Here is a 24910-nt window from a genome sequence, read left to right on the forward strand (position 1 = left end):
AACGTACATTTCTAAATGGTTTTAGAACAGGCTCCGCAAGAGTCCCGTTTTTTTAAAGGCATTTTCCGTCATGGCTGGCAAAATCACTCATCTCGAAGTCCTTTCCCAGGTTTGTAAACATCTGGATCACGGAACCGCGGATCAAAGAAAAATCGCGGCGCTTATGCGCGCGGAATCCAACCGCAAGTTCGCGAACATCGGCGCTATAGCTCCGGATATATTTTATTTTTATCATGTTCTTTCGCCGCACAAAACGAAAAACGCTACGGTGTGGGGAGACATCAGCCATCACAACTCCGTCGCGGAACTCATCCTGAGTTTTCTGGATCTGATCCTTCAGACCGAAGAGGGAATCCACAGGGACCGTTATATCGCATTCACCTTGGGTTATATCTGTCATTGCGCCGTGGACATCGTGACACATCCGTATATCTTCTATATCTCCGGTGATTTCTACAACAAGGACAAGAAGATCAGCAGTCGCGCCCAATACAATCACATGCGGGTGGAAAACGCACTCGATTCCTGGCTGCTCGATTACCGCTGGGGAATGACTCCCAAGGAATACGATTTCGTACATCACGTGGACGCAATCTTCAAATCGGACAAACGGAACTGGAAAATGGATCCGATGCTTTGGAACTTCTGGCTCAGGGGTTTTAAGGCGACCTTCCCTGAAGAATTCAAAAAACATTATATAGGTTCGGAGGACAAGATCATACCGGGCGATCTGTTGAACGAATCCTTTCTCGGTTATCTGGAATTTCATCGTGTGCTCGACTCGAGAAGCAGATGGATCAGAGGAGCGTTGAAATTCCTGGATAAGATCACGTTTCACAGGGTTCGTTCTTCGGTATTGATGCTTCCGCTAAAGGAACACATAGACAAACGGATCATGAACGAGGAAAAGAAAAAATGGAATTATCCGGCGGATCCTTCCATAGTAAGGGAGGATTCGTTCGTGGAACTCATCAACTTTTCCGCGCAAAACGGCAAGGACGCGATGACACACGCGTGGAATTATCTCGAAAACAAAATGAGCCGCAACGCATTTTTAAAGGAATACCAGGGCTACAACCTGGATACGGGACTCCGTTTTCAGGGAGTAGACAGCATGAAGGAATTTTCACCTTTGGAAGAAGTTTGATCGAATATGAAACAAGAACCAGTCAGTTATCTTTTCCGTTTTTTCGTAATACATTTCCGGGATAAGGTCCTTCTAAAAATCCTGAATTCCCAAGATCCGCTCAAACAGTTGGTCAAGGTCTGCGCGGCGCTTTTGTTCTTGAACGGATTTCTATTCGTGTTCTCGATAAAGGATTTGTGGCGCGTCCCCGAGTCCAACCAGTATGAAAAACCGTCCGTCTTATACGGGTTAAACGAGAAAAACGAATACGAACCGATCGCGGAATTTTATCGTTTTTCCCGCGTAGTATTGAACATCAAGGACCTCCCTTCCGAATCGGACGGTAAACCCAACAAGTTGATCCGAAGTTTCGTCTCGACGGAGGACAATAATTTTTATTCGCATTGGGGACTGGATCTTCGCGGAATTTTCCGCGCGTTTATGGTGAACCTTCTCGCGGGAAGAATCAAGGAAGGAGCTTCGACGATCACTCAACAAGTCGCACGACTCAAATTCCTCAACACGGAACGATCCTTTTTAAGAAAGGCGAGAGAAGCCTGGCTCGCGCTTCTCCTCGAAGCGGTGTTCGACAAAGACACGTTGATGGAAATTTATCTCAACGAAATTCCTCTCGGACACGGAACGATCGGCGTCGGCGCCGCGGCAAGATTTTACTTCCGCAAGGACGTAAAGGATCTCACCTGGGGGGAATCGGCCCTCCTCGCGAGTTTGACGACGAGACCGACGGAGTTTTCCCCTTTGGTCAATCCGAATTCATCGAGCGCCAAAGTCCGCGTCGTATTCAAGAAGTTCGTGGAGAACGGAATTCTGGACGTCAAAACGGCCGAGAAAGAATACGAGGCTTTTTCAGAATATTATATTACTCTAAACCGTTCTCCGAACGATTCCGCTTTCGGAGACAGACTCAACCGTTTCCCCTATTTCACCGAATACGTCCGTAAAAATCTCACCCGTTACATACCGAAAGCGACTCTTTACAGCGGAGGACTTAAGATCTATTCCACGTTGAACATACAACACCAGACCCAAGCCGAAAAGGCTCTGTATGCCGGACTCAAGGCGCAGACCGCGCTTTCCAACCAAAGGACGTTCACGAAAATAGACGCGTTCGACGACGCATACGGGGAAATCTACGACATCTTATCGATGTTAAACGACGTCCCCGAATTCAAGTTCAAAATCTCAAGATCCCTACGAACGTTCAACCGAGCCTGGCAGGAGGATATTCGCGACGAACTCGGCGCACTCAATCTTCTGACCGGCACCGAATCCGTGGGCGAAGCGATCGAATGGAATTACAGAAGTCAGCAAACGGAGGATTTCCTTCTTCCCGTGGAAGGAGCGTTGATTTCGATCCGACCGGATACGGGATATATCACGGCGATGGTCGGAGGTTCCGGTTTTCGATCGGACAACCAACAGATTCGTGCGTTCCAAGCATACAGACAACCCGGCTCCGCGTTCAAACCTCTCGTCTATGCGGCGGCGATGGAATACTACAATCAACATCCTGATCCGAAAAAAAACGTGACCGCGGCGTCGTTGTTTTCCGATTCCCCTCTCCAATACGTATTAGAAGACGGTGATGAATGGAATCCTTCCAACTACACCGGAGAATATTCAGGATTCATAAGATTGCGCGAGGCGCTCGAACTTTCCAGAAACAGCGTCGCGGTGCGCGTGCTCGAACATACCGGAATCAGCAACTTAATGCCCAATCTGGAAAAAATTCTTCAGATAGAAAACAGATCCATTCCCAGAAACTATTCGATCTCTTTGGGGACGTTCGAAGTTTCACCGTATGAATTGGCGCGCGCGTATGCGGTGATCGCCTCCGGAGGCAAACAGGTTTTCCCGCTCAGCGTATTGTATGTCGAAGACGGAAGCGGAACCGTGATCAAGGATTTTCGGGACGAGGCGCGCAAACAAGAAAGGAAACAAGTTCTTTCCCCGGAGGTTTGTTTTATTCTCACGTCGATGATGGAAGACGTGATCAAAAAAGGAACCGGAACCGGAGCGACCTCGTACGGACTCAGTCGTCCTGCGGCTGGAAAAACGGGAACGACGAACAACTTTAGAGACGCGTGGTTCGCGGGATATTCCGCAGAGCTGGTCGGAGTGGTTTGGCTCGGATACGATACCGGAACTTTGTCGATGGGAAGAGGAATGTCCGGAGGAGTCGTCGCGGCTCCGATTTGGGGTAGGTTTATGTCGAACGCACTTTCGCGTGAAAAATCGAAACCCTTTCATTTCGGAGAAACCGGAGTCCTTCGAAAACAAATCTGCGCGATTTCGGGAAAACTTCCCGGATCCCATTGTTCCCAAACCGAAGAGGAATACTTCACAAAAGAAACCGTTCCGAAAGAAGTTTGCGACGATCATCGCGGCGCGGGTTATATTCCGGAGCCGGAACCTCCTTCTTCCCAACAAACAAAAGTAAAAAAGAAGCAGAAAACCAATATTTTCCAGGGAGACGATGATTTGATTCGGTAATTCCGAACAAAAATACTTGTCGTTTTGGAATCGGGTACACAAATAGATTTACGGCGCCGTCGGAAGGAATCGAAAGACGGGGCTGGATTATCAGGAGTTTTAGATGGCCATCGGCAGGGAAAATAATAACAGCGTAATCGGTCCAGGGTCCATTTTCGAAGGAAAATTTTATATCGCGGGTTCGCTTCGCATCGACGGGAAGTTCGAAGGCGAAATCAAAACGGACGACGCACTTTATATCGGAGAAACCGGAAAAGTAAGAACCAATATTGCGGCTAAGGAAGTGACCGTTTCCGGAACCATGATCGGAAACATCAAAGCCGAAAACGAAGTTCGACTGGAAGAAACCGGAAGACTTTTAGGAGATATCATCGCCCCCGCCCTTCACCTTGCCAAAGGCGTGGTCGCAAAAGGTAACATAACGATCACCGGCGGACAAAAGAAAGACGTAAAAAAAATCGTGGAAGAGTCTTTTGGCGGAACCCGCACGTTGGATGCCGGAAAGGACGAATAAGTCCTTTTTCTTTCTATAGGAAAGGCCGCCCAGCGGCCGATATTCTTCCTGTATGATCTTCAAAAAGCCCAGACAGCTGACCGCCGGGAAGGAACTTCTTCGGACGGAAAACTTCACCCTGATCTACCTGGGCGCATTTCACTTTCATTATTCGTTTTATTTTCGAGGGAACTTATACCACGGGAATTTGGATCTCCGGAGAAGGAAGTTCCGACTCATTCCGATCGTTGCTTCTTTGGTTTTGTTTCTCGCATTTTTGGGATTCGGAATGAACCCGAGCAATGCGATGATGGATTCCTCGGGTCATGAGATCACCGAAAACGATTCCGAAGACTTAAAGGCGAAGTCCGGAGACGAAACGTTTTTGGAAGAATCGGAAAAGGCCAAACTCACGATTTTGATGGCCAAAGAACTGAAAAATCCTTCCGAGAAGAAAAAACAACTCAAAGTCACCACCTATCGCGTCAAACGCAACGAGACTCTGGCGGAAATCGCGACTCGATTCAAGGTTTCCATGGAATCCATCGCCGGTTCCTCCAATATTAAAATCGAAGATACTTTGTATCCCGGTCAAATACTGAGTATTCCCAATAAACAAGGGCTTTTGTACAAGATGAAGACGGGGGACACGGTTGCCAAGGTCGCCAGTCTTTATAAGGTCAATCTCGACGAGATCCTTCTCGAAAACAAACTCGACGATTTGGACATCCTACGTCCGGGACAAAAAGTTTTTTTACCGGGAGCGGTGATTCCCGACCCGACTCCGAAATGGGTGATCCCGGTCGCTTCCAGAATCGTAACTTCCAATTTCGGATTCAGGACGTTTCCGCGTAGGAAGTTCCACGAAGGTCTGGATTTAAAGGCATTTTACGAACCGATCGCCGCCGCAAGAAACGGAAAAGTAATCTATGCCGGTTGGATGGGCGGTTATGGAAACGTCGTCGTCATCGAACATACGGACGATTTCAAAACCTTATACGCGCACAATTCCAAACTTTTCGTTCAAAGAGGGGATTACGTTTTGGCCGGAAAGAAAATCGCGAGATCCGGATCTACGGGATATTCCTTCGGACCTCACTTGCATTTCGAAGTGATCAAAAACGGACAACCGGTCAATCCTTCCAAATATCTCAAAGGTCTCACGTTCCGCAAAGGTGGACCTACCCACTAAAAAATTCTCGGTGTGGGAACTCTCACACGAAGTTTCCAAAGTGATGTGGGAATCGCTCGGAGGACAAAAAGGACTCTCGTACGTGCGCTTTCTTCCGAAAAACGTAGGAACTCCCCGTCTCTCCCAAAGGCTGCCTTCAATCGGAAAACGTAGGAACTCCCAAAATTCTCCCGGATCACACCGGAATTTGATTTTCAACGGAAAACGGTCCGACGATGTTTTCCAGAATGAAAAAAGCGATCTTGAGTAACGCGCTCGCCTTGCTCCTATTTCTACTGCCAAACTGCAAAACACCGACCATCGAAGAACTTCTGGATCGAAGATTCTTAAAAAGTTACGACCAAACCGAAACCCTCAATTTATACTACGCCACCTTACGTGCCACCAACGCGAGCGGACAAACCGGTTGTAACGATTCTTATTTTCTTACGACGGGCAATCAAGAACTCAAAACCGGATACTGTATCGTCAACGTTCCCTCCAATCATGAAGTCGGAGAACTGCCCGCCGGACTCGGCAATCGGGAGAATTTGTTTCAATTTTTAGGACACAAACCGTTCGAAAACAAGGATCAATTTTTAGAAGACCTCAAAAAAGATCCGTTCGACGAAGTTTTGATTTTCGTCCACGGATTTAACGTAAAGTTCGAAGAAGCGATCCTGCGAGCCGGACAAATCCGATACGATCTGAAATTTCCCGGAAAAATCGTAGTATTCACCTGGCCGGCGGGCAGTGAAGCGGGGCTTTTCAATCAGGTGCTTCTCAAGGGAACCTACGAAAAAAACCTTTCCGCAGCGAGGAGTTCCCGCACCGAATTTAAGAATTTTCTAAAGTCCATGCAGGACGTGGGAAAAAAAATCCATCTGATCGTCCATTCGATGGGACATCAGATCGTACTTCCGACGTTAGGCGAACTTGGCAAAGAGACGAAAACTCCTCTGGTTCAGGAGTTGATTCTCAACGCACCCGACTTCGACTCCGGAGAATTCCGACTGATCGCCGATTCTCTCTCCAAAACCGCAAAACGAACCACGTTGTATTGTTCTCCGGGCGACAGCGCCTTAGTCGCCTCGGCCTCCGTAAATCAGGGAGGAAGACTCGGTTCGTGTATACGGATTCCGGGCATAGACGTAATCAACGTAAATCCGATCGATGCTTCTCTGATTTCCATGGGGCACGGATATTATTCTTCCAAACCGATTCTCACCGATATCTATCAAATCCTTTTGGGAGTGAAGGCGGAAAAACGTCTTTTTATCAAAAAATCCTCCGGAAACGAAAATTACGTTCTGCGCAACTGATTCTTTCGAGGCGGAATCGGGACAAATCTTCCGACCAAAAAAAAGAACGAATCCGGAAACGTTTTGCGTCGGAGGAATTCGCCGAACCGAAACGAAGTTCGAGTTGGATTCGACAGCGATTTCGAATCGAATCGAATCGAATCGAATCGAAAAAGAGCCCGAACATTCGGCGAAAAACCTCTCCTTTTTTCTTTTCGGGAGAGGAACCGAAGAAAAAGTGGGAGGAGGATTCTAAATTTTTCTTCACAGAAAAAACACAATTCCACCACGACTTTTTCCGTTTTTTGACAAATTAACTTGTTGAATTCGCGGTTATTCTTAGTAAGTAATGAATATGCTTCAGAAACCCAAAATTTTGGTCGTTGAGGACGAAATCATCGTCGCGGTCAACCTCGGCCAAAAGCTCAAAAAACTGGGTTATGAGCTTGTAGGAATTACTTCTTCCGGCGAAGAAGCGATTCAAAAAGCGGAGGAAAATCATCCCGATCTGGTTTTGATGGATATCAATATCGAGGGAAATCTGGATGGAATTGAAACCGCCGAAGTTCTTCGGAATCGCTTTCATACCCCGGTGATCTACCTCACCGCCTACGCCGACGAAAATACGTTAGACAGAGCCAAAAAAACACAACCACTCGGATACATCGTCAAACCGTTCGAATCCGATCAACTTCGTTCTTCGATCGAAGTCGCTCTTTATAAAAACGAAATCGAACAAAGAACCAAACAAACGGAAGAAAAACTCAAAGGCGCCTTGGATCAGCTCGGCGCGGGCATCGTAACCACGGACGAAAACGGACTTCTTCTTTTTATGAATCCGGCTGCGGAAAAACTAACCGGCTGTAAATATGAGGAACATTTGGGAAAACCGGTGGGTGAGGTTCTTTCCTTTGGAAGTGGAAACGAGGGGAAACTCGGAAATCTCGTCGAAGAAGTATTACACACAAGACTTCCAAAGGAAAATGGAAATCTCGTTTTGATTTCCAGGGATGGACGCAGCCAGGAAGTACAGTTTCAAAGTTCACCGATCTTAGGAACCGAAGAACGACTGACGGGAACCTTCAACGTGATTCGAACCCGGGAACAGAATACGACCGCCGGAGAAAAAGACACGTATTTGAAAGAAATTCATCATCGAATCAAAAACAATCTTACGATCATCTCCTCGATTTTCAGTCTTCGTTCCGGTCAAAACAACGGAGAATCCAATGAGATTCTTCGGGAAAGTCAAAATCGTCTGCGTGCCGTAGCCCTGTTGCACGAAATCCTCTATGAAAGCAAGGACCTCTCTTCGATCAGTTTCGAATTGTATATCAAAAAATTGACAGATGCGCTGTTCGAAATCTACCAGGTTGATCGTGAAAAAATCCGTTTGGAACTGAACATTCAGGAAGGTAAGGTCAAGGCGGAAATCGGGATGAATCTCGCGTTGATCATCAACGAACTCATTACGAATTCCCTAAAACACGGCATCGGCAATCTTCCTTCCGGCGTAATCGGGATTCATTTTGCGAAAGAAGGAAATACGCTGACCTTAGAGGTTTCCGATAGCGGAAAAGGTTTGCCGGAAGAATCGTTACGCAATCGAAATAGCGGTGCCCTCGGTCTTTCTCTTGTGGAATCTTTGGCTAAACAAATCGGAGCCACGGTGGATCTTCTCAATCGGGAAGGCGCCTGTGTGAGATTGCGCTTTCCTTCTACCCACTGAAACGTAGGAACTCCTCAGAATAAAAATCGGGAAACCGGAGGACAAGGCTTTCCGAACGGGACGGATCGACAGTGATGGTCGGTCGTATAATTGGAAACGGACCGGGGAACGATGTGGGAACTCCCTCCTTTCTTCCGCCTAGTATTCCGAACGCAAAATATCTCGGTCCCCCCTTTCCAGTTTATCTTCCCTTGAATACGATCGAAGTTTGTAGGAACTGATACCATCCACCGTCCTTCCCGCGAAATCCATCCAAGCCAATCGTTTGATTCCCGAAAGAACGCGGGAACTCCCACCCCCGCTCTCTTCAAAACGATCGACCTTTCGCAACAGCTCCTTCCATTCTTCTTTCGGATGGGGATGCCGAATTTTTTCCCAACTGACAATCATAGACAAATCCTCAAGATAATGAGAATCATTCTCATAATTAAAAAATTTGTCCATCCTTTCTTTCAATTAGGAATGACTTGTAAGATTTTTTTTTGTTCCCAGACTGACCGAGATGAAAACCCATTTCGAATTTTTTGAAATCGTAGAACGTCCGGAAGATCACACCGCAATCCTGTACCTCAATCGCCCCGAAAAACGGAACGCAATGAACTGGCCTTTTTGGAGGGATTTGCCCGACGCGATCGCCGAAATCAACGCCAATCCGCGGATTCACGCGTTCATCATCGCTGCTCGGGGAAAATCATTTTCCACCGGACTCGATCTCGAATCTTTTTTTCAGGAATTCGGCGCCGTCGTCCAAGCGCCTCTCGGAGACGATCGAAGAAAATTCTTCGACCTCATACTCAGAATGCAAAAAGGAATCAACGCGGTCTATGATTCCCCGAAACCGTCCATCGCCGCAGTACAAAAACATTGTATCGGAGGAGGACTGGATCTAATCTCCGCATGCGACATCCGTTATGCGACCGTGGATGCGTCAATTTCTCTGCGGGAAGCCAAAGTGGCAATCGTCGCGGATATGGGTTCCATCAATCGCCTCCCCGCAATCATCGGACAGGGACATACAAGGGAACTTGCCCTAACCGGAAAAGACATAGACGGCCTCGAGGCGGAGAGGATCGGACTCGTCACAAAAGTATTTCAAACCGAAGAAGAGATGATGCAAACCGCGATCGCGACCGCAAAGGAAATAGCGGAAAATCCGAAACTTGTCGTTTCCGGAATCAAAGACGTAATGCGCTACGCGGAAGGAAAAACGTTAGAGGCTGGATTGAACTACGTTGCCCTTTGGAATTCGAGCTTTTTAGATTCCGCCGATTTCAGAGGAGCGCTTCAATCCTTCAAAGAACGCAAGCGCCCGATCTATAACCAAAACTGAAATTACGCGTAGGTATCGAGAAGCCGGCTGCCTGCGCTGACCTTCTCGTCCAAAAGTTTGTTTTCCACCAAGTAACGAAGCATCTTTTTGGTGTCTTCGTTTTGCGTTTGAAAAATTTCCTTCGGCATGTTGGCCACTCTTTCCAAAAGTAAACTCTGGTTTGCGGTTCCGTTGATATTCATTCTTTGCCCTCCGGTGAGGATTTCGGGTTTTTCTTTCTTTTTCCCCCGATTCTATTCTCGGTTGATAAATAGAAAACTTGATTATTTTTTGAAAATTTTTACCCTGTCCAAACTGTGAGTTTCCCTAAACTGATCAGATCGGCGATTCAGAGGGAGAAGCAAAGAGAATTCACCAAGGCCTTCAACCTCTATAAGGAAGCCCTTTCCTTCACCGGAAGCCCGAAAACCATACTCAAAATCCGCAATCGTCAGGCTTGGTGTCAATATCACATCGGCAACACCCGAGAAACGTTGAATCTCTTTCAGGAAATCATAACACAATATCCCGACGAACCGGGCAGTTATCTCTATTATTCCAATTATCTAATTAAGGTCTGCAACTTCAAACAGGCGAAAAAAATTCTTTCCAAAGGAATCGATCTTTATCCGGATCAACTCGAATTGTATCTCACGTTGGCTTCCCTACTCAAGGACACGGACCGTTCCAACGAGGCGATCACCGTATTAAAACAGGCGCTCGCTCAGGAAAAATTATCGAGAGGAAGGGGAATTCTCCGGAAGGACATCTGGGCCGAATTGGGACATCTATATTATCAAAGAGGAAATTACAATTCCGCACTCGCTTCCTTAAAAACTTCGATGAGGATGGACAGCGACGAGAATTTTCTTCACTACGATATGATCGCACAGTGTTACCTGAAGGTGGCCGATCATAAAAACGCGTTGAAGTTCATCGACTTATACATATTATATTTCGGCGAATCGGATGCGGATATACTCATCATCAAAGCGAGAGCGCACGCTCAACTCGGTGAAAGTCATCTTGCGTGCGCGTCCCTTCTCCAAGCGTATTCGATGGAAAACGGATTAAAACTAAACGCGGAAGACATGGTGGATTTCGCTCCGTTATTACAGACGGGATTTTTCGATACCCTGGAAAACGTGGAGATAGAAGATCCCTAAATCTTTTATCCGATATCCGCAACGCGCGCCTTTTCATTTTTCCTTTGCCCGGTTTTCGCAACGAGGAGAATGACGGACTTAGTCCCTTTGTTCCAACTCGCCGATTCCGGACGGAGTATCGTATCCTCGGTTTCGAATCGTACCGACTCGACGAGGACCCGCAAGAACGTACCGCCTAACCTCGATTACACTTTTAAGAAATAATGAAGAAAGGAATCGTCCTTGGTAAAGCCGAAATCTTCGTAAATCTTGCGAGCGATCGTATTGGAAGCCGCCGTCTCCAACGCGATTCCCCGAAATCCTTCCTTTTTGGAGAATCCGATCACGTGTTCTATGATTTTTTTGGCGACGTTGCGTCCTCTTGCCGAAGGAGATACGTAAAGGTCGTTGAGAATCAGCACCTTACACATACTCAATGAGGAAAACGTAAAGTAGCATTGCGCGAATCCGACGATCTCCCCTTTTTCGTCGCGCGCCGCACACAGATGGGAATCCCCGGCTTGCATCCGTTGAAGAACGTAATTTTTTTCGGATTCGGGTTCGGCTTCCTTGCCGTAGAATTTTCTGTATTCCCCGAAAAGACGGGCAATATCCGTAAGATCCTCTATACGGGCGATTTCAACCTTGATTTCCATCCATTTTCCTTTTGATCGTTCGACCGGAAATTCCGCCTAAAAAACGGAAAAAACCGAAATAATATCATACTATTTTAAAATTATAATATACTAAAATATAAGGAAAATAATCCGGCCGCAGAGGAGCGCGGAGAAAACACATAGACGACGGCGTGTCCGCCGCCAAGACAAAACATCATTGGGGAATTTTAGGCCCCAACTCCAGGATCAATTGTTCCTCCGGAACCGTAAGATCGATCTTATCTATTTTGTCCGGAATTCTTCCCGACAACACGTCCTCGGTAAGATTTTTGATCTTCGCTAAGATAGTTTCGTCGGTACAATTGGAGATAGAGACGATATTCGGAAGATCCCTTCCCCAGGAAAAACGGATGCCCGGACTTTCTACGAAAAAGGATTCGGTGATTCCGTCCCCTTCCTTATCTATCATCGTAAAAACCGTGGAATCTCCGGTGACCACGATCGCCTTTTTTCCCTTTTTGACCTTGTCCGCTTTGACCCGAGTGTTGGTCATCTCCCGGTTCCATAAATAATAGTATAATTTTCTAATTTGCGAATCTATCAAACGATCTCTCGCCGTTTTATAGAGTTCGCCGTATTTTTTTCCGACCTCTTCTTCTCCGCGCATTTGTCCGTCCTGTTCGCGGGGTGTGGCGGAATGGAGATAAAAATCCGGAACGCCGTTTATTGAGTTGGTATAAAAAGGCTGATCCTTGCGGTCCCCCGGATAAGGGTTGTTAGTCGATCCCGGGTTTTTCAGGAATCCGAGCAGAAATTCCTTCCTCTCGTTCACTTTTTTCCTGAGCTCTTCGACACGAAAGCGCATCGCACTCGTTTTCGGCGAATCCTTTCCGTAAAAACGTTCCGATCGTTCCAATTCGCCGGAGGCGGTCCTTTCCGCGGAATAAGTTTTGAGAAGTTCCTCGTCGTATTTGAGAAGAAGATCCGACTCCTTAGATCGTTTGAGCGGTTCTAAGGAAGCCTGTTTCGCCTCATCTTTGTTAGGCGGAGTTCCGTCCGGAGAATTTTGCGGGGATTGAGGCGAAGAACCGGACTGCGAAGAGGAACCCGGACTTTGCGGTACTACGCTCCGCTCCGATGCCGGGAGACGAAAGTATTCGGTCTCCAATTCCTTCAAACGCGCGTAATTGGAGATTTTAGCGAGATATTCTTTTTCCTTTTCACGAACCGAACTCGGATCGTCGTAACCGTCCTTCAGCAAAGTAAGTTGACCTTTGTAGATGATCAGCAAGGTGGCCTCCGACGAATCCCGGTTCGGGTTCCGATCGGGAAGCGCTTTTCCATCCTTGTCCACGAGTTGGATGAAGTGAAACGCCAACCGATCCGTTCGAAAATCGGTGACGTTTTGGATATCCGGAGAAATCTGAAGATCGGCGATCGACCAAAGGCTTCCACCGAACAAGGATAATACGACTATGAGAACGAGGATCGTTCCGCCTTTCGCCGCAAACGGCGGTTTCCAAAAATCGGATTTCATCTTGTTTTTAATATCGGCGGAATGACGCCGTAAAAACAGAAATCAGTTTCTTTTATGTTGTGAAACGAGAGAATATTCCATTCCCGGAATGGTTTCGGAAGAACCGTCGAGTTTATACTCCACGCTTTGAACATCCTGAAAATTCTCGAAAATCGTCTTTTCTAAGGCCAAAAAGGTGGAATCCAATAACGCCATTTTTTTACGGACGATTTCCTTCTGTTTTTGTTCTTCGGTCATTTGTTGTCCGTACGTATAATCGATTCTAAACTTCATCCCGGACACGATTTCCTGAAGGGTGGATTTTCTCAGATCGAGAATCAATCCGTTTCCTCGTTTCCAAACCGCTTTCACGGCATATTGGATTTCCGGAAGACGTTTTAGATTTTTATAATGTTCTCCCTTTCCACTTTCCACGGTTTTATCGAAATAGGAGGACTCGCCGATTTCTCCGATCAGAGTAAGGGTTTTATGACGGTATTCGTCTCCTTCCCAAAGGACTTTTCTGCGAACGGGGAATACGTTCCGTTCTCCGTCCGAACCGTAGATCGTGATTTCCGTTCTAGGATCCCTGTTGGCGACTTCGTATAAAGAAAACGGAATCAGGGTTATAAAAGGATTGTGACCTGCGAGTATAAACGAAGTAAAAAATAATACGACACCGATCCAGGAATACGTCAAAAAAACCGTCTTACGGGAAACCCCGTCTTCCGTGGCGGTTCGGAACAACCATTGGTAACCGAGATTGATTTTTACTCCGACGAGTTTGAGGGTTTCCCAAATCGAATCCCGGATTGCGATCGTCGATTCCTTAATTTTTTGCCAATTCATATCCTCGAATTCCTTCTACGATGCTTTTCGCGATCTTGACTTGTAAATTTTTGTTCTGGAGAAGTTTGGATTCTTTTTCATGCGAGAGATAGCCCATCTCCACGAGCACCGCAGGCATTAAACTTCCGCGTAGGACCGAAAAATCCGCCTTTTTCACTCCCCTGGACAGGATCTGGGGTTGGAGTTTTTTTTTCATCTCCGATTCCAAGGACCGAGCCAAGATTCTGCTTCTTCTTTGGATGAGAGAAGACATCATCCCCGCTTGGATTTTTTTGACAGCGGCCCCGCCCTTGGGTTTGAGAATCCGATTTTCCAGCAAAGCGGTTTCGCGCGCGGTTTCGGTAGAAGCCGTCTGCGAAAGATAATAGATTTCAAAACCGTTCACGTCCTGGTTTACGGAGGAATTACAATGAAGGCTGATAAAAAGCGCGCTGCCGTTTTTTTTCAGTTCTCTGTTTGCGATTTCGGAACGGCGTTCCAATTCGACGAACGTGTCGTCCGAACGCGTCAACACGACTGCGATTTCCGGATATACTTTTTCGAAGAATTTTTTGAGGATCTTCGCGGTTTGTAAGGCGACGTCCTTTTCATCGGCGCCGGACGGAGAGGAGGTTCCCGGATCTTTTCCTCCGTGCCCGGCGTCTATGAGGATCGTTTTGATTCCCAGTTTTTCGGCTCCGGGAAGAATCTCCAACTCCAACAGATTTTCCTTATATTCATAACGCACGTCCTCCGACATGAGCTGCACGAACAAAGCCTCCACGATTTCGGGGGGAAGTAGGAAGTCCTTTTCCTTGTACAAAACCGGAACGGAGATTTTTTCTATGTTCTGATGAAAGGTGTAAAAGGAGGATCCTACTCTAAAACGAATCTCACCGGAAGGATGTCGAAGAGCTCCTACAAACGTCGCAGGATTGAACGAAGATTTCAGGGAGGGAAATTCGCGCTGAAGGTCCTCAAAACGCACATAACGTTCGGAGGAATGCGTGGGAATCGAGACCGTAGCCCCCAATTCCCACGGACCGATCAAAAGTAGGATCAACCACCAAAGATGGATTTGATTTTTTGCCAAATCGAACCTTTTTTCTTTTTGGTCTCTTGTTGTTTCGTATCGTTGATGTCGAACAGATTCCGTTTGCTTTTATCGTATTGTTTGTTGGACTGAGGATTTCTGTTCTGATTGCGATTCTGCGGACTGCGGTTTTGTCCTCCGGATTGAGGTTGTTGTTTTTGTTTGTCCTTGTTTCCGGGAAAACGATTCCGATCCTGATTCCCGCCGCCTTTTTTGTTCGGTCGTTCCACCGACAAAACGGAATCCGCCTTTTGGAGAAATAATTCCGCTTCTTGAATCGCCGCGGCGGGTTTCTTTTTCTGTTTGTCGCGCGGATGAGCGGAATGTCCTTGTTTTCCTCCGCTCTGAGGACCGCCGTGCGCGTGCCGTTTTTCTCTGGAATCCCGCTCGTGTTTGTGGGAACTCCTCTCGTGGGGACGGCGGCCGTTCTGTTTGAAATGAGTCTCTTTCTCGCGATCGTAAGAATCCCCGCCGACAAAGGCTTGGAATTCTCCCGAAGGAAATTGTATGAACTCCTCGTTCACCTCTAACACGTCGATTTTCTGTTTTAGATACTTCTCGATCTTTTCCAATTCCACGTAGTCCGACTCCGAACAAAAACCGATCGCATTTCCCTTTCTACCCGCCCTGGCGGTTCGACCGATTCTATGGACGTAATTTTCCGTGTCCTGCGGAAGATCGTAGTTGTAAACGATATCGATATTCTCCACATCGATGCCCCGGGACGCGACGTCGGTCGCCACCATATAACGGTATTTACCCGATTTAAAATCGCGCAGAAGCCGAAGGCGTTTTTTCTGATCGAGTTCCGACGAAATACCGGTTACGGGAATCCCGTATTTTCGGAGAGTATATACGATTTTTGGAATATTCGCTTTATAATTCGTGAATATGATTCCCTGACCTTCCGCGGAGGAATTGAGGATAAGGTTGGTCATATACGGATTTTTTTCGTCTCTTCCGAGATGGATGATTTTTTGATCGATCCGCTCCGTGATGATTTTTTCCGGATTGATTTGAATTTCGACGGGTTCGTTCAAAAAACGGTAGGCAAGACGCATCACCTCGACGGAAAGAGTGGCGGAAAACAACAAGGTCTGCTTACGATTTTTACATTTATGAAGTAACCAACGAATGTCTTGGATGAATCCCATATCGAGCATTCGATCCGCTTCGTCCAAAACGAAAAATTCCACGTTGGAAATGTCGATGGAACCGGACTTGATCCGATCGATCAAACGCCCGGGTGTGGCGACGATGATTCCGTTCAATCCTTCCAAATCCCGGTCTTGGGATTTGTAATCGGTTCCTCCGATGATCGGCACCGCACGGACTCCGTCCGCGTGTTTGAGAAGTTTTTTGGCCTCGTCCGAAATCTGCATGGTGAGTTCCCGCGTGGGAGCCAAAATGAGAGCCGAAACTCCCCGTATTTCTTTGGTAAGAATCGTATGAATCACCGGAATCAAAAACGCGACCGTTTTCCCGGTCCCGGTTTGTGCAAGTCCGGTAATGTCTTTTCCTTCCAAACCGTGCGGAATGGAACGTTCTTGGATCGGAGTCAGATCGGTATAACCGATTTCTTGGATGGCGGAAAGTAACTTCGGATGTATGGATAGTTCTTCGAATTTCATGTTTGTTTTTTCTGAGCGATTAAGTGGAATGTATCACCGTAACAGGTTAGGTCCGAGAGACGTGCAAATAGGCGGTGACTCAGAGTTTTTCCTCTCCAGCCCCGATCTCGGGACGGGTGGTAGGACATCGGTTTCTTATACTCAGTCGTAAAACCGTATCCTTTCAACATTTTTTTCAGGGAGCTCGGGCTGTAATCCCAAAAATGGTCCTCGGGATGCGTTCGAAACCATTCTTTCGGATTCGTCTGAAACGTCGGTCCGTACAAGGAAGGCAAACCTAAAAAAAGAAATCCTCCCGGTTTGACAAGACCGGTTAACTTTTCGAATACGAAGTCCGCGTCGGGAAAATGTTCCACCACGAAAAAGGCTGTCACTACATCGTAGGAACTCCTCTGTAAAACGTTCTCCTCCAGAAAGGAAGCACGAACCACGTCGAGTGCGAGGGTTTTCACGGAATATTCCACTTCCGCAGGAGAAATCTCCAAACCGGAAACCTGAAACCCCGCCTTCCGCGCCTCGTCCAAAAAAAATCCTGCGGCGGAACCCAACTCGAACAAGGTAGAACCCCTCGGTTGCAAAAACCGCTCCAAGATTCGGAGCCTCTTCCGGGCCAATTCGCGAAGAGAGGATTCGTCCTCGTAGTAGGTTTTCCGATACTGATTTTTATATTCTTCTAAAAAATAAGAATCCTTGTATTCCCGAGTTTTAGCCGGTTTGTAAAAGCAAACCCCAGTTCGTCTGCAAATTTGGTAGTATTCCGGAAACCGGGGATGGGGAACGAGTTCGAGTTTGGGAATCATCTCTTCCGATCTAGGGAAATTCCAAAGGAAAAGAAAGAAAATTCCTTTTTTTGAAACTGCTTGAAAAATGGAGTCCGGGAATGTTTCTGGAAGGATCGATTCAAATCGAAACAAAAAACGTATGAGCATTCAAACAAAAATCGAATCCCTGGGATACAAACTTCCTCCCGCCCCGCAAGCGATTGCAGCGTATATTCCCGCAAACCGAAGCGGCAATCTCGTGTTTACCTCCGGTCAACTTCCCCTCCAAGACGGCAAGTTGATGCTTGTCGGAAAATTGGGGGAGGAATTCTCCGTAGAAGACGTCCGGGATGCGATGATTCAGGCCAGTCTCAATGCGATCGCGGCTGCGGCGGCCGTGTGCGGCGGTCCCGATCACTTGGAGAGAATCGTCAAAATCGGGGTTTTCGTCGCGTGCGTCCCGGGTTTTACCGATCACCATCTTGTCGCCAATCACGGAAGTAATTTTCTTTTGTCGGTTTTTGGGGAAGCCGGCCGCCATGCACGGTTCGCCGTAGGAACTCCCTCTCTTCCACTCGGATCGCCCGTCGAAGTAGAAGTAACGTTTCAGGTCGCCGATGTTTCGTAATTTTTGGAAGGAAGTCCAATGGAGTCTTCGGTCGCTTCCTTTGCTCGTTCGGGAATGGTCCACGTTTTATCTTTCTTTTACCGGAAGATTCGCCGACTTTTGGAAAGAAAAATCCAATACCGAAAAAATCCTTTTCGTCGCGGTGACCTTACAACTTTTTTTTAGCCTTTCCAGTTGGGTACAATATACGATCCGTCTGGGAGGCGAGGAAACGGAAGGCCTGCGGGTTTCTTCCAATTTCTATTTCATCTTCCTTTCGGCGGGTGTGTTCTTTTTCGGATCGTTTTGGCGCTCCCATTGGCTCGGTTCTTTGTTGTTGAGCGTTCAATTTCTGATCGGCTTAGGGGCGTTAGTCGGAATTTTTTTTCCGGAGACTTTTTTCGTCAGTTTTCTGCGGGAAGACGACTACGAGTTCAGCTGGAAATTCTACGCGTTCTTGAGCTCTTGGGCACTGACCACCCTGCTTTCCCTCAATCAATTCTTTCAAAAAGATTAGAATACGACCTTTTTTCCACGGATTTACGTCCGTTCCCTTCCCAAAGAGGATATAATATTTGAAGTTTTGCATATTCCGTTTTCGTATACCGGAAATCGGAACGCGTTAGTGCCCAGATTATAAATAGAATTTCGTTTAATAAAAATATATTTTAATTTACATATTCTCTCGGCTCTTTTTCGTAGCCTTTAAAATTTCCGCGGAAAGATTTCGAATCGATACGATCCGCGGCGAAACAGGAAAATAAAATGATCAAAAAGCTCTCGATTTTACTCTTTTTAGGTCTGGTCAATTGTGCCACGATCGTAAGCGACAACGTATATAATTATACGATCGCGTCCGATCCGGTCGGAGCAACGGTGGAAGTAACGATGAAGGGATACGACGCTCCCGTGGCTCAAATCACCACTCCGGGAACCCAGGCCCTCAATATGAAAAACGATTACTCCTTAAAATTTCAATTGAAAGGATACAAGGAAACCGTCGTGGATATACGCAAGGGAATCGACGGCTGGGTTTGGGGAAATATTCTCATAGGCGGTTTGATCGGATTATTGATCGACTACTCCACAGGATCGATGTATAAACCCGAAAACGGCGTTTCCACCGTCAGCGTAACCTTAGAAAAAGAGCCGAAGCCGGGCAAAAAGGCGGCGATCGAAGGAAACGGAATTTTCGCGAGAATCCAAATCGTGGACCAGTACCGTCGTTCCAAAGTCGCTCTGATTCCGCTCGAAAAGGGACAGGGACAGGTAAATTACGAATTTCATAAGCATATTGTGAAAAACTAAATTACTTATTTTGCGGAGACGTTTTTATAAAATCCCCGGAAAACGTCTCCGATTCCGCAAACTCTCCGCCTCCGAAACGTGACTCTTCGAGAATGCCTCCCTTTCTTCTTTCGTAAATACTTTATGGAAAGCTAATATAATCCCAAACAGCCTGTTGTCCGTCCGTCACGGTGCAATTGTGTTTTTCGTTATCCCCCGACGCGGAACAAAGTTCCGTCGTCAGACGTCTGCTGTTTCCGTACGGAGCGACGCCGGAGTCCGCGTCGGTAACGGCTCCCGTCATACCGAAGGAATTGAGCCAAACATCCGTAACCTGATCGGGGTCACCGGAAAAATTGGCGACGGGATCTCCTACGTGAATGAAACCGAAATATCGATCGGATGCGGTCGAACCGGCTTCTCCCAGCCAAGACGCCGGCGCCGAAGAAGCGATGTGATAATCCGAAACGCCGCTGTAAATCGAAACCCTTCCCAAGGACTTGCGTTTTCCCTGATACGCGGCGTGACCGCTTCCTTGCGAATGTCCTCCTAGGTAGATCCGACTCCAATCCACGTCTCCGTCCTTCAAAAACTGTTCCCATCCGTCGTTCGGTCGTTGAACCCTAAGATAAAGGAGAAGTTTCAGAAGTCTCCCTTCGACGGAATTGTTTCGGTCCACCGCGATCGCGCTCGAACGATTTTCCCCTGTCAAAATCTCTTCACGAACTTCCCCAAAACAATACAAAGACGAAAACGGCCCGGAATTGCAGATAACGTTGATCGGATCCGCATTCGGATAAGTGAGACCGATACTGTGATATCCTCGTCTTGCGCCTTCTTCTATGATTTTGGAAACTCCGATCGGATTTCCTCCCGAGCCGGGTAAAAAAACGGAAAGAAGATTTTTAGGCGCTACCGAAGGCAAGAACATTAAAATCGGCTCGTTGTAGGAACTCAAACAGGAACCTGTATAAACGGGGAGAGTGAAAATTCTCGTCAAACCGTTGAAGACGTCCACACGCGGAGCCGACGCGGAGGATCCGCAATTCGAGTAATCGGCGGCGGTCGCAAACGCGGAAAGGAATAGGATCGAATCGTCGTTTCGTTTTTTTTCTTCGAAACCGAAACAACCCGCGTTGAAAAAAAATAAGATCGATAAAATCGGAACATCAAGGAGAAAGTTTTTTTTCATTTTGTCGCGAACGTTTCGCGCCGATCCGACAATCCGTCTATTTTCGTTTTCGGTTCGTCTCGGCTCCGAATCGTTTCCTTTGTGAGAATTTAATCGAAAATACCCAGATCCATTTTGGCTTCCTCGCTGGCCATTTCTCTCGGATCCCATTTGGGAACCCAGACCACTTCCACTTGCGCCTCGGAAATCCCTTCCACACGAAGCGCGTGATCCTGCACCTGTTGTTTCATCTGAGGTCCGGCGGGGCAAGCCATGGAAGTGTAGGTCATATCGATCTTCGCTTTGGAACCTTCGACCTTGATCCGATAAATCAATCCTAGTTCCGCGATGGAAATACCGATCTCGGGGTCCTCCACCTTTTTTACTTCCTCATAAATCTGTTCTTCGAGCGTATTGGTCGGAGCTTCCAACATCGTAGCGTCTCCTTTTGTTTCCCTTTTTTGGACGTTTTCCGAAAGTCGTTTCGAGACGAATTTTATCGTTCTCGTCCTTCCGGACGCGATTTCATTCATAAAGAGAAGCGCTTTTTAGGGGAAGAAAATCGTACGAGGGAAAGAGAGGCAAGATGGATTTGGTCGTGGTATAAGTTTTGTAGGATCTCCTCGGTTTTTTCACGGAGGACTCCCCTTTTTACCGACGCCGGACAAGGCTCGTTCGAGCGTGTTCCACGGGAGAATCGCACATTTGATTCTCGAAGGAATTTTTTTCACGGATTCCATCGCCTCTAAATCTTCCAACTCCGGATCGAAATCCGGCTTTTGATCCTCCAAAATCATCCCCTTAAAACGAACGAGAATTTTCTCCGCGTCCTCGAGTGTTTTGCCGCGGATCGATTCCGCCATCATCGAACCCGAGGCTTGCGAAATGGAACAACCCTTTCCGGTCACGCGTAGATCCGCGATCCGATCTCCTTCGAGTTTGATCGTAAGCTCCAACTCGTCTCCGCACAACGGATTGATCCCGTGTTGGAAAAGATCGGCCTGTTCGAGTTTGCCTCGAAATCTGGGATTTTGGTAGTGGTCTAAGATAACTTCTTTGTAAAGGTCATCGCTTAAGGACACGGGAGAAAATCTCCTTCACCTTACTTAGACCTTCGATCAGGCGATCGATATCGTGTTTCGTATTGTAAAGATAAAGGCTGGCGCGGCAAGTCCCGGGAATATTTTTGAACGCCATAAACGGTTGCGCACAATGATGACCGACGCGGATCGCGATCCCTTCCTCGTCGAGAATCGTTCCCACGTCGTGAGGATGAACTCCCGGAAAATTGAAGGAAATCACACCCCCCCGTTTCGAAAGATCCCGAGTCCCGTACAGTTCCAAACCTCCGAAATCGTCCAGACGATCCAACGCGTAGGCGAGAAGTTCCACTTCGTGTTTTCGGATCTCTTCCATACCGATCGTCTGCAGATATTCGATCGCCGAACCGAATCCGATCACACCCGCAATATTGGGAGTTCCCGCTTCCAATTTGGAAGGAAGTTCCGCGTATGTGGAACGTTCCTTAAACACCTGAGAAATCATGTCCCCGCCTCCCATCCAAGGAGGCATCGCTTCCAGAATTTCCTCTTTCGCGTAAAGAACGCCGACTCCCGTCGGACCCAACATTTTATGCGCGGAGAAAACGTAGAAATCGAAATCCAGCTCTTTCATATTCACCGGAAGATGACAGACTCCTTGCGCGCCGTCCACCAACACCTTTGCGCCGACTTCTTTCGCGCGCTTTTGGATCGGTAAAAGATCGTGAATCGTACCGGTCACGTTGGACATCTGAGCCACCGCAACCAATTTCGTCTTAGCCGTTATGATTTCTTCTATATTAGATAAATTTAATGTACTATCCTCGTTCAGGGGAATGAATTTGAGGACCGCCTTTTTTTCCTGCGCTAACATTTGCCAAGGTACGATATTGGAATGATGTTCCAACTCGTTCAGGACGATTTCGTCGCCTTCGGAGATGTTCGTTCTTCCCCAGGTCTGGGCCACGAGATTGACGGATTCGGTCGCGTTCCGGGTGAAGATACAAACCTTCGCGCACTGGGCTCCGATAAAACGGGAAAGTTGAATTCTGCTGAGCTCGTATTTTTCCGTGGCTTTTTGGGAAAGATAATAGATTCCCCTATGAATGTTGGCGTTTTCTTCCCGATAGTATTTCTCGATCGTATCAATGACTTGGAAGGGTTTTTGAGAACTGGCGGCGCTGTCCAAAAAGACCAAAGGTTTACCGTTCATCTTCGTCCCTAAAATCGGGAAATCGGTTTTGATTCTTTCCGCCGAAAAACTCATAATGTCAATCCTCCAAGTCCACCTCGATCGAGTCACCCACGATTCGCACCGGATAAACGGGCAAATCTTCTACTGCCGGCATACAAAGCGCTTTGCCCGTTTTGATCGAAAATTGCGCTTCGTGTCTCGGACAAGTGATTACGTCTCCGCAGAGCTCCCCTTCCGAAATCGCCTCTCCGTCGTGAGTACAAACGTCCTCGAAGGCGAATACGGTTCCGTCCAAGGACAGAATCCCGATTCGATTGTATCTCGTTTCAATTACTTTGACTTTCCCGTTTTCGATTTCGGAAAGATTTACTAGTTTTCGAAAACTCATACCGGACCCTCCACCTTTTCGGCGATCAGACGGAAGAGCTCTTCGCGAATCGGTTCGGATTCGATTTCGCCGATGACTTCGCCCAAAAAGCCGTCCACGATCATTCTTCGTGCCTCGTCTTCGTCGATTCCCCGGGAAGCGAGATAAAAAAGTTGTTCCTCGTCGATTTCTCCGACCGTTGCTCCGTGTTCACACTTTACGTTTTCTGCATATACTTCCAGTTTCGGAATCGATTCCGCCCTCGCGGTACGGTTCAGAAGAAGATTATTGTTGATCTGGATCGCGTTTACGTCCTTGCACGAATCGGGAATCTGCAGATTTCCGGTGAAGATATGATGCGCCTTGTTCCTAAGAGCTCCTCTGTAAAGAATCGAACTTTCTGTGTGACTTTCCTTGTGAACGATCCTCACTTCGGAATCCTGAAATTCCCGCGCAGCCATCGGAGCCAGACCTAAGACGCGGGCACGCGCGCCTTGACCGGACAATTCCACGTTGAGAAGATTTTTCCCCTTGTAACCGCCCGGGGTCACCTTGGCGATCTTTACGTCCGAATCCCGTTTTTGATCGGAGAATATATTCTGAAAATGGAATACGGAGGAGCCGAAGGACTCGATCCCGGCGTAGAACAATCTCGTTCCGTCCCCGGAATCAAGCACGGTCAAGCCTTGGAAGAACTTGAGAGTTTCCTCTTCAGAGGATTCGTATCGTTCCGAAACGAATGCTTTGGAACGATCTCCGATTTTCACGATCGTCAAAGGAAGAATACGATTCCCTTTTTCCTGACGATAACGGATTTGTATTTCTTCGGTTAGAGTCCGATCGTTTTCCACCTCGACGTAAAGACCGTGGGTAAAGCAGGAAAGACTGAAAAGGACGAACCATTCTTCATTCCGCTTTTCGAATATACTTTCCAGAATTCGTATGAAACGTTTCGATTCGTTTTCTGGCAATTCTTCGACCCGGAATATCTTCACTCCTTTCGGTGCGTTGATTGTTAGCGCTTCGGATCCCGGAACTTCGGAAAATTCCTCCGGATGGAAGTTGGAGAGGGGCACCTTTCTCCAGGATTCGTTTTCCGATCCCGGTCTGGACAATTCCTTAAATCGGGAGAATACCTTTTTGCGGAATTCGGTAATCGTTCGGTGTTCGTTTCCTTCCGCCATTTGTTTGGAGAATTGTGTTTCTAAAGACACTTGTTTTTCAATCTCCCGATTCGGCAAGAATCCAGTCGTATCCTTTTTCTTCCAGTTGTAGGGCGAGTTCTCTCGTGCCGGTCTTGAGAATTTTTCCCTTTGCGAACACGTGCACGTAATCGGGGGTGATGTAATTGAGCATTCTTTGATAGTGTGTGATCAGTAGGACGGAGCGATCGGAGGTTTTGTTTCGGTTGATTCCTTCGCTTACGATCCGAAGCGCGTCGATGTCCAATCCGGAATCGGTTTCGTCTAAAACGGATAATTTAGGTTTGAGGAGAGTCATTTGTAGGATCTCATTCCTTTTTTTCTCTCCGCCGGAAAATCCTTCGTTCACATAACGGGAAATAAACGATTCCGGGATGTCGAGACCGGCCATTCCTTCTTTGAGTTCTTTGCGGAATTCCTTCACGGGAAGTTCTTTTCCTCGGACGGACTTAACGATGGTTTTGAGGAAGTTACCGATCGTGACTCCGGGGATGCTGGTCGGGTATTGGAAGCAGAGAAAAATTCCGAGTCTAGCTCTTTGATCCGTAGGAAGACCTAAAATGGATTTACCTTCGAAAAGGATATCCCCCGACAAAACCTGATATTTCGGGTGCCCCATGATCACGTTCGAAAGAGTGCTTTTCCCCGATCCATTCGGACCCATGATGGCATGTACTTCCCCTGCTCGGATCGTAAGATTGACACCTTTTACGATTTCTTTGATTTCTCCGGAATCTCCGATTTGAATTCCTGCCCTGAGGTCCTGGATTTTTAAAATCTCGGTCACGAAAGCGTCCTTTTTGCGAA

26 protein-coding genes are annotated in these 24910 nt (G+C 47.3%); 11 read left to right on the forward strand and 15 right to left on the reverse strand.

Going from position 1 to position 24910, the window contains the following annotated elements; translation table 11 throughout:
• Nucleotides 1-70 precede the first annotated feature (70 nt).
• The 6 genes from EHQ17_RS09085 (at nucleotide 71) to EHQ17_RS09110 (ending at nucleotide 8334) form a co-directional block, all read left to right on the forward strand.
• Entirely contained in the window at nucleotides 71-1147 is a 1077-nt protein-coding gene (locus EHQ17_RS09085; RefSeq protein WP_135595288.1) for a zinc dependent phospholipase C family protein, read from the forward strand.
• A 6-nt stretch (nucleotides 1148-1153) separates the two neighbouring features.
• On the forward strand, nucleotides 1154-3640 hold the full coding sequence (locus EHQ17_RS09090; RefSeq protein ID WP_135595287.1) for a penicillin-binding protein 1A: 2487 nt from the start codon (nucleotides 1154-1156) through the stop codon (nucleotides 3638-3640).
• Between the two features lie 103 nt (nucleotides 3641-3743).
• A complete protein-coding gene (locus EHQ17_RS09095; protein WP_135595286.1) occupies nucleotides 3744-4154 on the forward strand; it encodes a bactofilin family protein in 411 nt (136 codons plus the stop codon).
• A 52-nt stretch (nucleotides 4155-4206) separates the two neighbouring features.
• Nucleotides 4207-5325, forward strand: a complete 1119-nt coding sequence (locus EHQ17_RS09100) for a peptidoglycan DD-metalloendopeptidase family protein (protein ID WP_135595285.1) — start codon at nucleotides 4207-4209, stop codon at nucleotides 5323-5325.
• 215 nt (nucleotides 5326-5540) lie between these two features.
• Nucleotides 5541-6626, forward strand: coding sequence for an alpha/beta hydrolase (locus EHQ17_RS09105; RefSeq protein ID WP_246057477.1), 1086 nt, complete (start codon nucleotides 5541-5543; stop codon nucleotides 6624-6626).
• A gap of 328 nt (nucleotides 6627-6954) precedes the next feature.
• Entirely contained in the window at nucleotides 6955-8334 is a 1380-nt protein-coding gene (locus EHQ17_RS09110; protein ID WP_135595284.1) for a histidine kinase dimerization/phosphoacceptor domain -containing protein, read from the forward strand.
• 138 nt (nucleotides 8335-8472) lie between these two features.
• On the opposite strand, the gene EHQ17_RS09115 is transcribed toward EHQ17_RS09110, so the two are convergent.
• A complete protein-coding gene (locus EHQ17_RS09115) occupies nucleotides 8473-8724 on the reverse strand; it encodes an LIC12628 family protein (RefSeq protein ID WP_135595283.1) in 252 nt (83 codons plus the stop codon).
• A gap of 112 nt (nucleotides 8725-8836) precedes the next feature.
• Here EHQ17_RS09115 and EHQ17_RS09120 point away from each other — a divergent pair, with 112 nt between their 5' ends.
• A complete protein-coding gene (locus EHQ17_RS09120) occupies nucleotides 8837-9664 on the forward strand; it encodes a crotonase/enoyl-CoA hydratase family protein (RefSeq protein WP_135595281.1) in 828 nt (275 codons plus the stop codon).
• A 2-nt stretch (nucleotides 9665-9666) separates the two neighbouring features.
• Here EHQ17_RS09120 and EHQ17_RS09125 read toward each other — a convergent pair whose 3' ends face one another.
• Entirely contained in the window at nucleotides 9667-9846 is a 180-nt protein-coding gene (locus EHQ17_RS09125) for a hypothetical protein (RefSeq protein WP_135595279.1), read from the reverse strand.
• A gap of 114 nt (nucleotides 9847-9960) precedes the next feature.
• On the opposite strand from EHQ17_RS09125, the gene EHQ17_RS09130 reads away from it, so the two are divergent.
• The gene (locus EHQ17_RS09130; RefSeq protein ID WP_135595277.1) at nucleotides 9961-10809 is read left to right on the forward strand and encodes a tetratricopeptide repeat protein; all 849 of its coding nucleotides are present in this window, start codon (nucleotides 9961-9963) and stop codon (nucleotides 10807-10809) included.
• A 185-nt stretch (nucleotides 10810-10994) separates the two neighbouring features.
• On the opposite strand, the gene EHQ17_RS09135 is transcribed toward EHQ17_RS09130, so the two are convergent.
• The 6 genes from EHQ17_RS09135 to EHQ17_RS09160 form a co-directional block, all read right to left on the reverse strand.
• Complete coding sequence (locus EHQ17_RS09135; RefSeq protein ID WP_135595275.1) at nucleotides 10995-11444, reverse strand: GNAT family N-acetyltransferase; 450 nt, start codon at nucleotides 11442-11444, stop codon at nucleotides 10995-10997.
• Between the two features lie 175 nt (nucleotides 11445-11619).
• Nucleotides 11620-12942, reverse strand: coding sequence for a hypothetical protein (locus tag EHQ17_RS09140; RefSeq protein WP_246057479.1), 1323 nt, complete (start codon nucleotides 12940-12942; stop codon nucleotides 11620-11622).
• A gap of 42 nt (nucleotides 12943-12984) precedes the next feature.
• Nucleotides 12985-13770 (reverse strand): LIC_10740 family protein, encoded by a 786-nt coding sequence (locus EHQ17_RS09145; RefSeq protein ID WP_135595273.1) that lies wholly within the window; start codon nucleotides 13768-13770, stop codon nucleotides 12985-12987.
• Nucleotides 13751-14842, reverse strand: coding sequence for an N-acetylmuramoyl-L-alanine amidase family protein (locus tag EHQ17_RS09150; protein ID WP_135595270.1), 1092 nt, complete (start codon nucleotides 14840-14842; stop codon nucleotides 13751-13753). Before EHQ17_RS09150 ends, EHQ17_RS09145 begins: the two co-directional genes overlap by 20 nt.
• Complete coding sequence (locus EHQ17_RS09155) at nucleotides 14809-16473, reverse strand: DEAD/DEAH box helicase (protein WP_135595268.1); 1665 nt, start codon at nucleotides 16471-16473, stop codon at nucleotides 14809-14811. Before EHQ17_RS09155 ends, EHQ17_RS09150 begins: the two co-directional genes overlap by 34 nt.
• Entirely contained in the window at nucleotides 16470-17273 is an 804-nt protein-coding gene (locus EHQ17_RS09160; RefSeq protein ID WP_135595266.1) for a class I SAM-dependent methyltransferase, read from the reverse strand. The genes EHQ17_RS09155 and EHQ17_RS09160 overlap by 4 nt, the downstream gene beginning before the upstream one ends.
• A gap of 121 nt (nucleotides 17274-17394) precedes the next feature.
• Here EHQ17_RS09160 and EHQ17_RS09165 point away from each other — a divergent pair, with 121 nt between their 5' ends.
• The 3 genes from EHQ17_RS09165 (at nucleotide 17395) to EHQ17_RS09175 (ending at nucleotide 19149) form a co-directional block, all read left to right on the forward strand.
• Complete coding sequence (locus EHQ17_RS09165) at nucleotides 17395-17862, forward strand: RidA family protein (RefSeq protein ID WP_135595264.1); 468 nt, start codon at nucleotides 17395-17397, stop codon at nucleotides 17860-17862.
• Nucleotides 17852-18358: a hypothetical protein gene (locus EHQ17_RS09170; protein ID WP_135595262.1), complete on the forward strand. Its 507-nt coding sequence runs from the start codon at nucleotides 17852-17854 to the stop codon at nucleotides 18356-18358. Before EHQ17_RS09165 ends, EHQ17_RS09170 begins: the two co-directional genes overlap by 11 nt.
• A 248-nt stretch (nucleotides 18359-18606) precedes the next feature.
• Nucleotides 18607-19149 carry a hypothetical protein gene (locus EHQ17_RS09175; RefSeq protein ID WP_135595260.1) on the forward strand — a complete coding sequence of 181 codons (543 nt, stop codon included), beginning with the start codon at nucleotides 18607-18609 and terminating at the stop codon, nucleotides 19147-19149.
• Between the two features lie 121 nt (nucleotides 19150-19270).
• On the opposite strand, the gene EHQ17_RS09180 is transcribed toward EHQ17_RS09175, so the two are convergent.
• From EHQ17_RS09180 to sufC, 7 genes are all read right to left on the reverse strand, one after another.
• Entirely contained in the window at nucleotides 19271-20320 is a 1050-nt protein-coding gene (locus tag EHQ17_RS09180; protein WP_135595258.1) for a BPSS1187 family protein, read from the reverse strand.
• An 89-nt stretch (nucleotides 20321-20409) separates the two neighbouring features.
• Nucleotides 20410-20733 (reverse strand): metal-sulfur cluster assembly factor, encoded by a 324-nt coding sequence (locus EHQ17_RS09185; RefSeq protein WP_135595371.1) that lies wholly within the window; start codon nucleotides 20731-20733, stop codon nucleotides 20410-20412.
• A gap of 198 nt (nucleotides 20734-20931) precedes the next feature.
• On the reverse strand, nucleotides 20932-21381 hold the full coding sequence (sufU, locus tag EHQ17_RS09190) for a Fe-S cluster assembly sulfur transfer protein SufU (RefSeq protein WP_135595256.1): 450 nt from the start codon (nucleotides 21379-21381) through the stop codon (nucleotides 20932-20934).
• Nucleotides 21365-22606, reverse strand: coding sequence for a cysteine desulfurase (locus EHQ17_RS09195; RefSeq protein ID WP_135595253.1), 1242 nt, complete (start codon nucleotides 22604-22606; stop codon nucleotides 21365-21367). Before EHQ17_RS09195 ends, sufU begins: the two co-directional genes overlap by 17 nt.
• Before the next feature lie 4 nt (nucleotides 22607-22610).
• Entirely contained in the window at nucleotides 22611-22922 is a 312-nt protein-coding gene (locus EHQ17_RS09200; RefSeq protein WP_135595251.1) for a non-heme iron oxygenase ferredoxin subunit, read from the reverse strand.
• Entirely contained in the window at nucleotides 22919-24142 is a 1224-nt protein-coding gene (gene sufD, locus EHQ17_RS09205) for a Fe-S cluster assembly protein SufD (protein WP_135595249.1), read from the reverse strand. The genes EHQ17_RS09200 and sufD overlap by 4 nt, the downstream gene beginning before the upstream one ends.
• Nucleotides 24123-24890, reverse strand: a complete 768-nt coding sequence (gene sufC, locus EHQ17_RS09210) for a Fe-S cluster assembly ATPase SufC (protein WP_135595247.1) — start codon at nucleotides 24888-24890, stop codon at nucleotides 24123-24125. The genes sufD and sufC overlap by 20 nt, the downstream gene beginning before the upstream one ends.
• Between the last annotated feature and the right edge of the window lie 20 nt (nucleotides 24891-24910).

The sequence above is a fragment of the Leptospira gomenensis genome (assembly GCF_004770155.1).
Classification (GTDB): domain Bacteria; phylum Spirochaetota; class Leptospiria; order Leptospirales; family Leptospiraceae; genus Leptospira; species Leptospira gomenensis.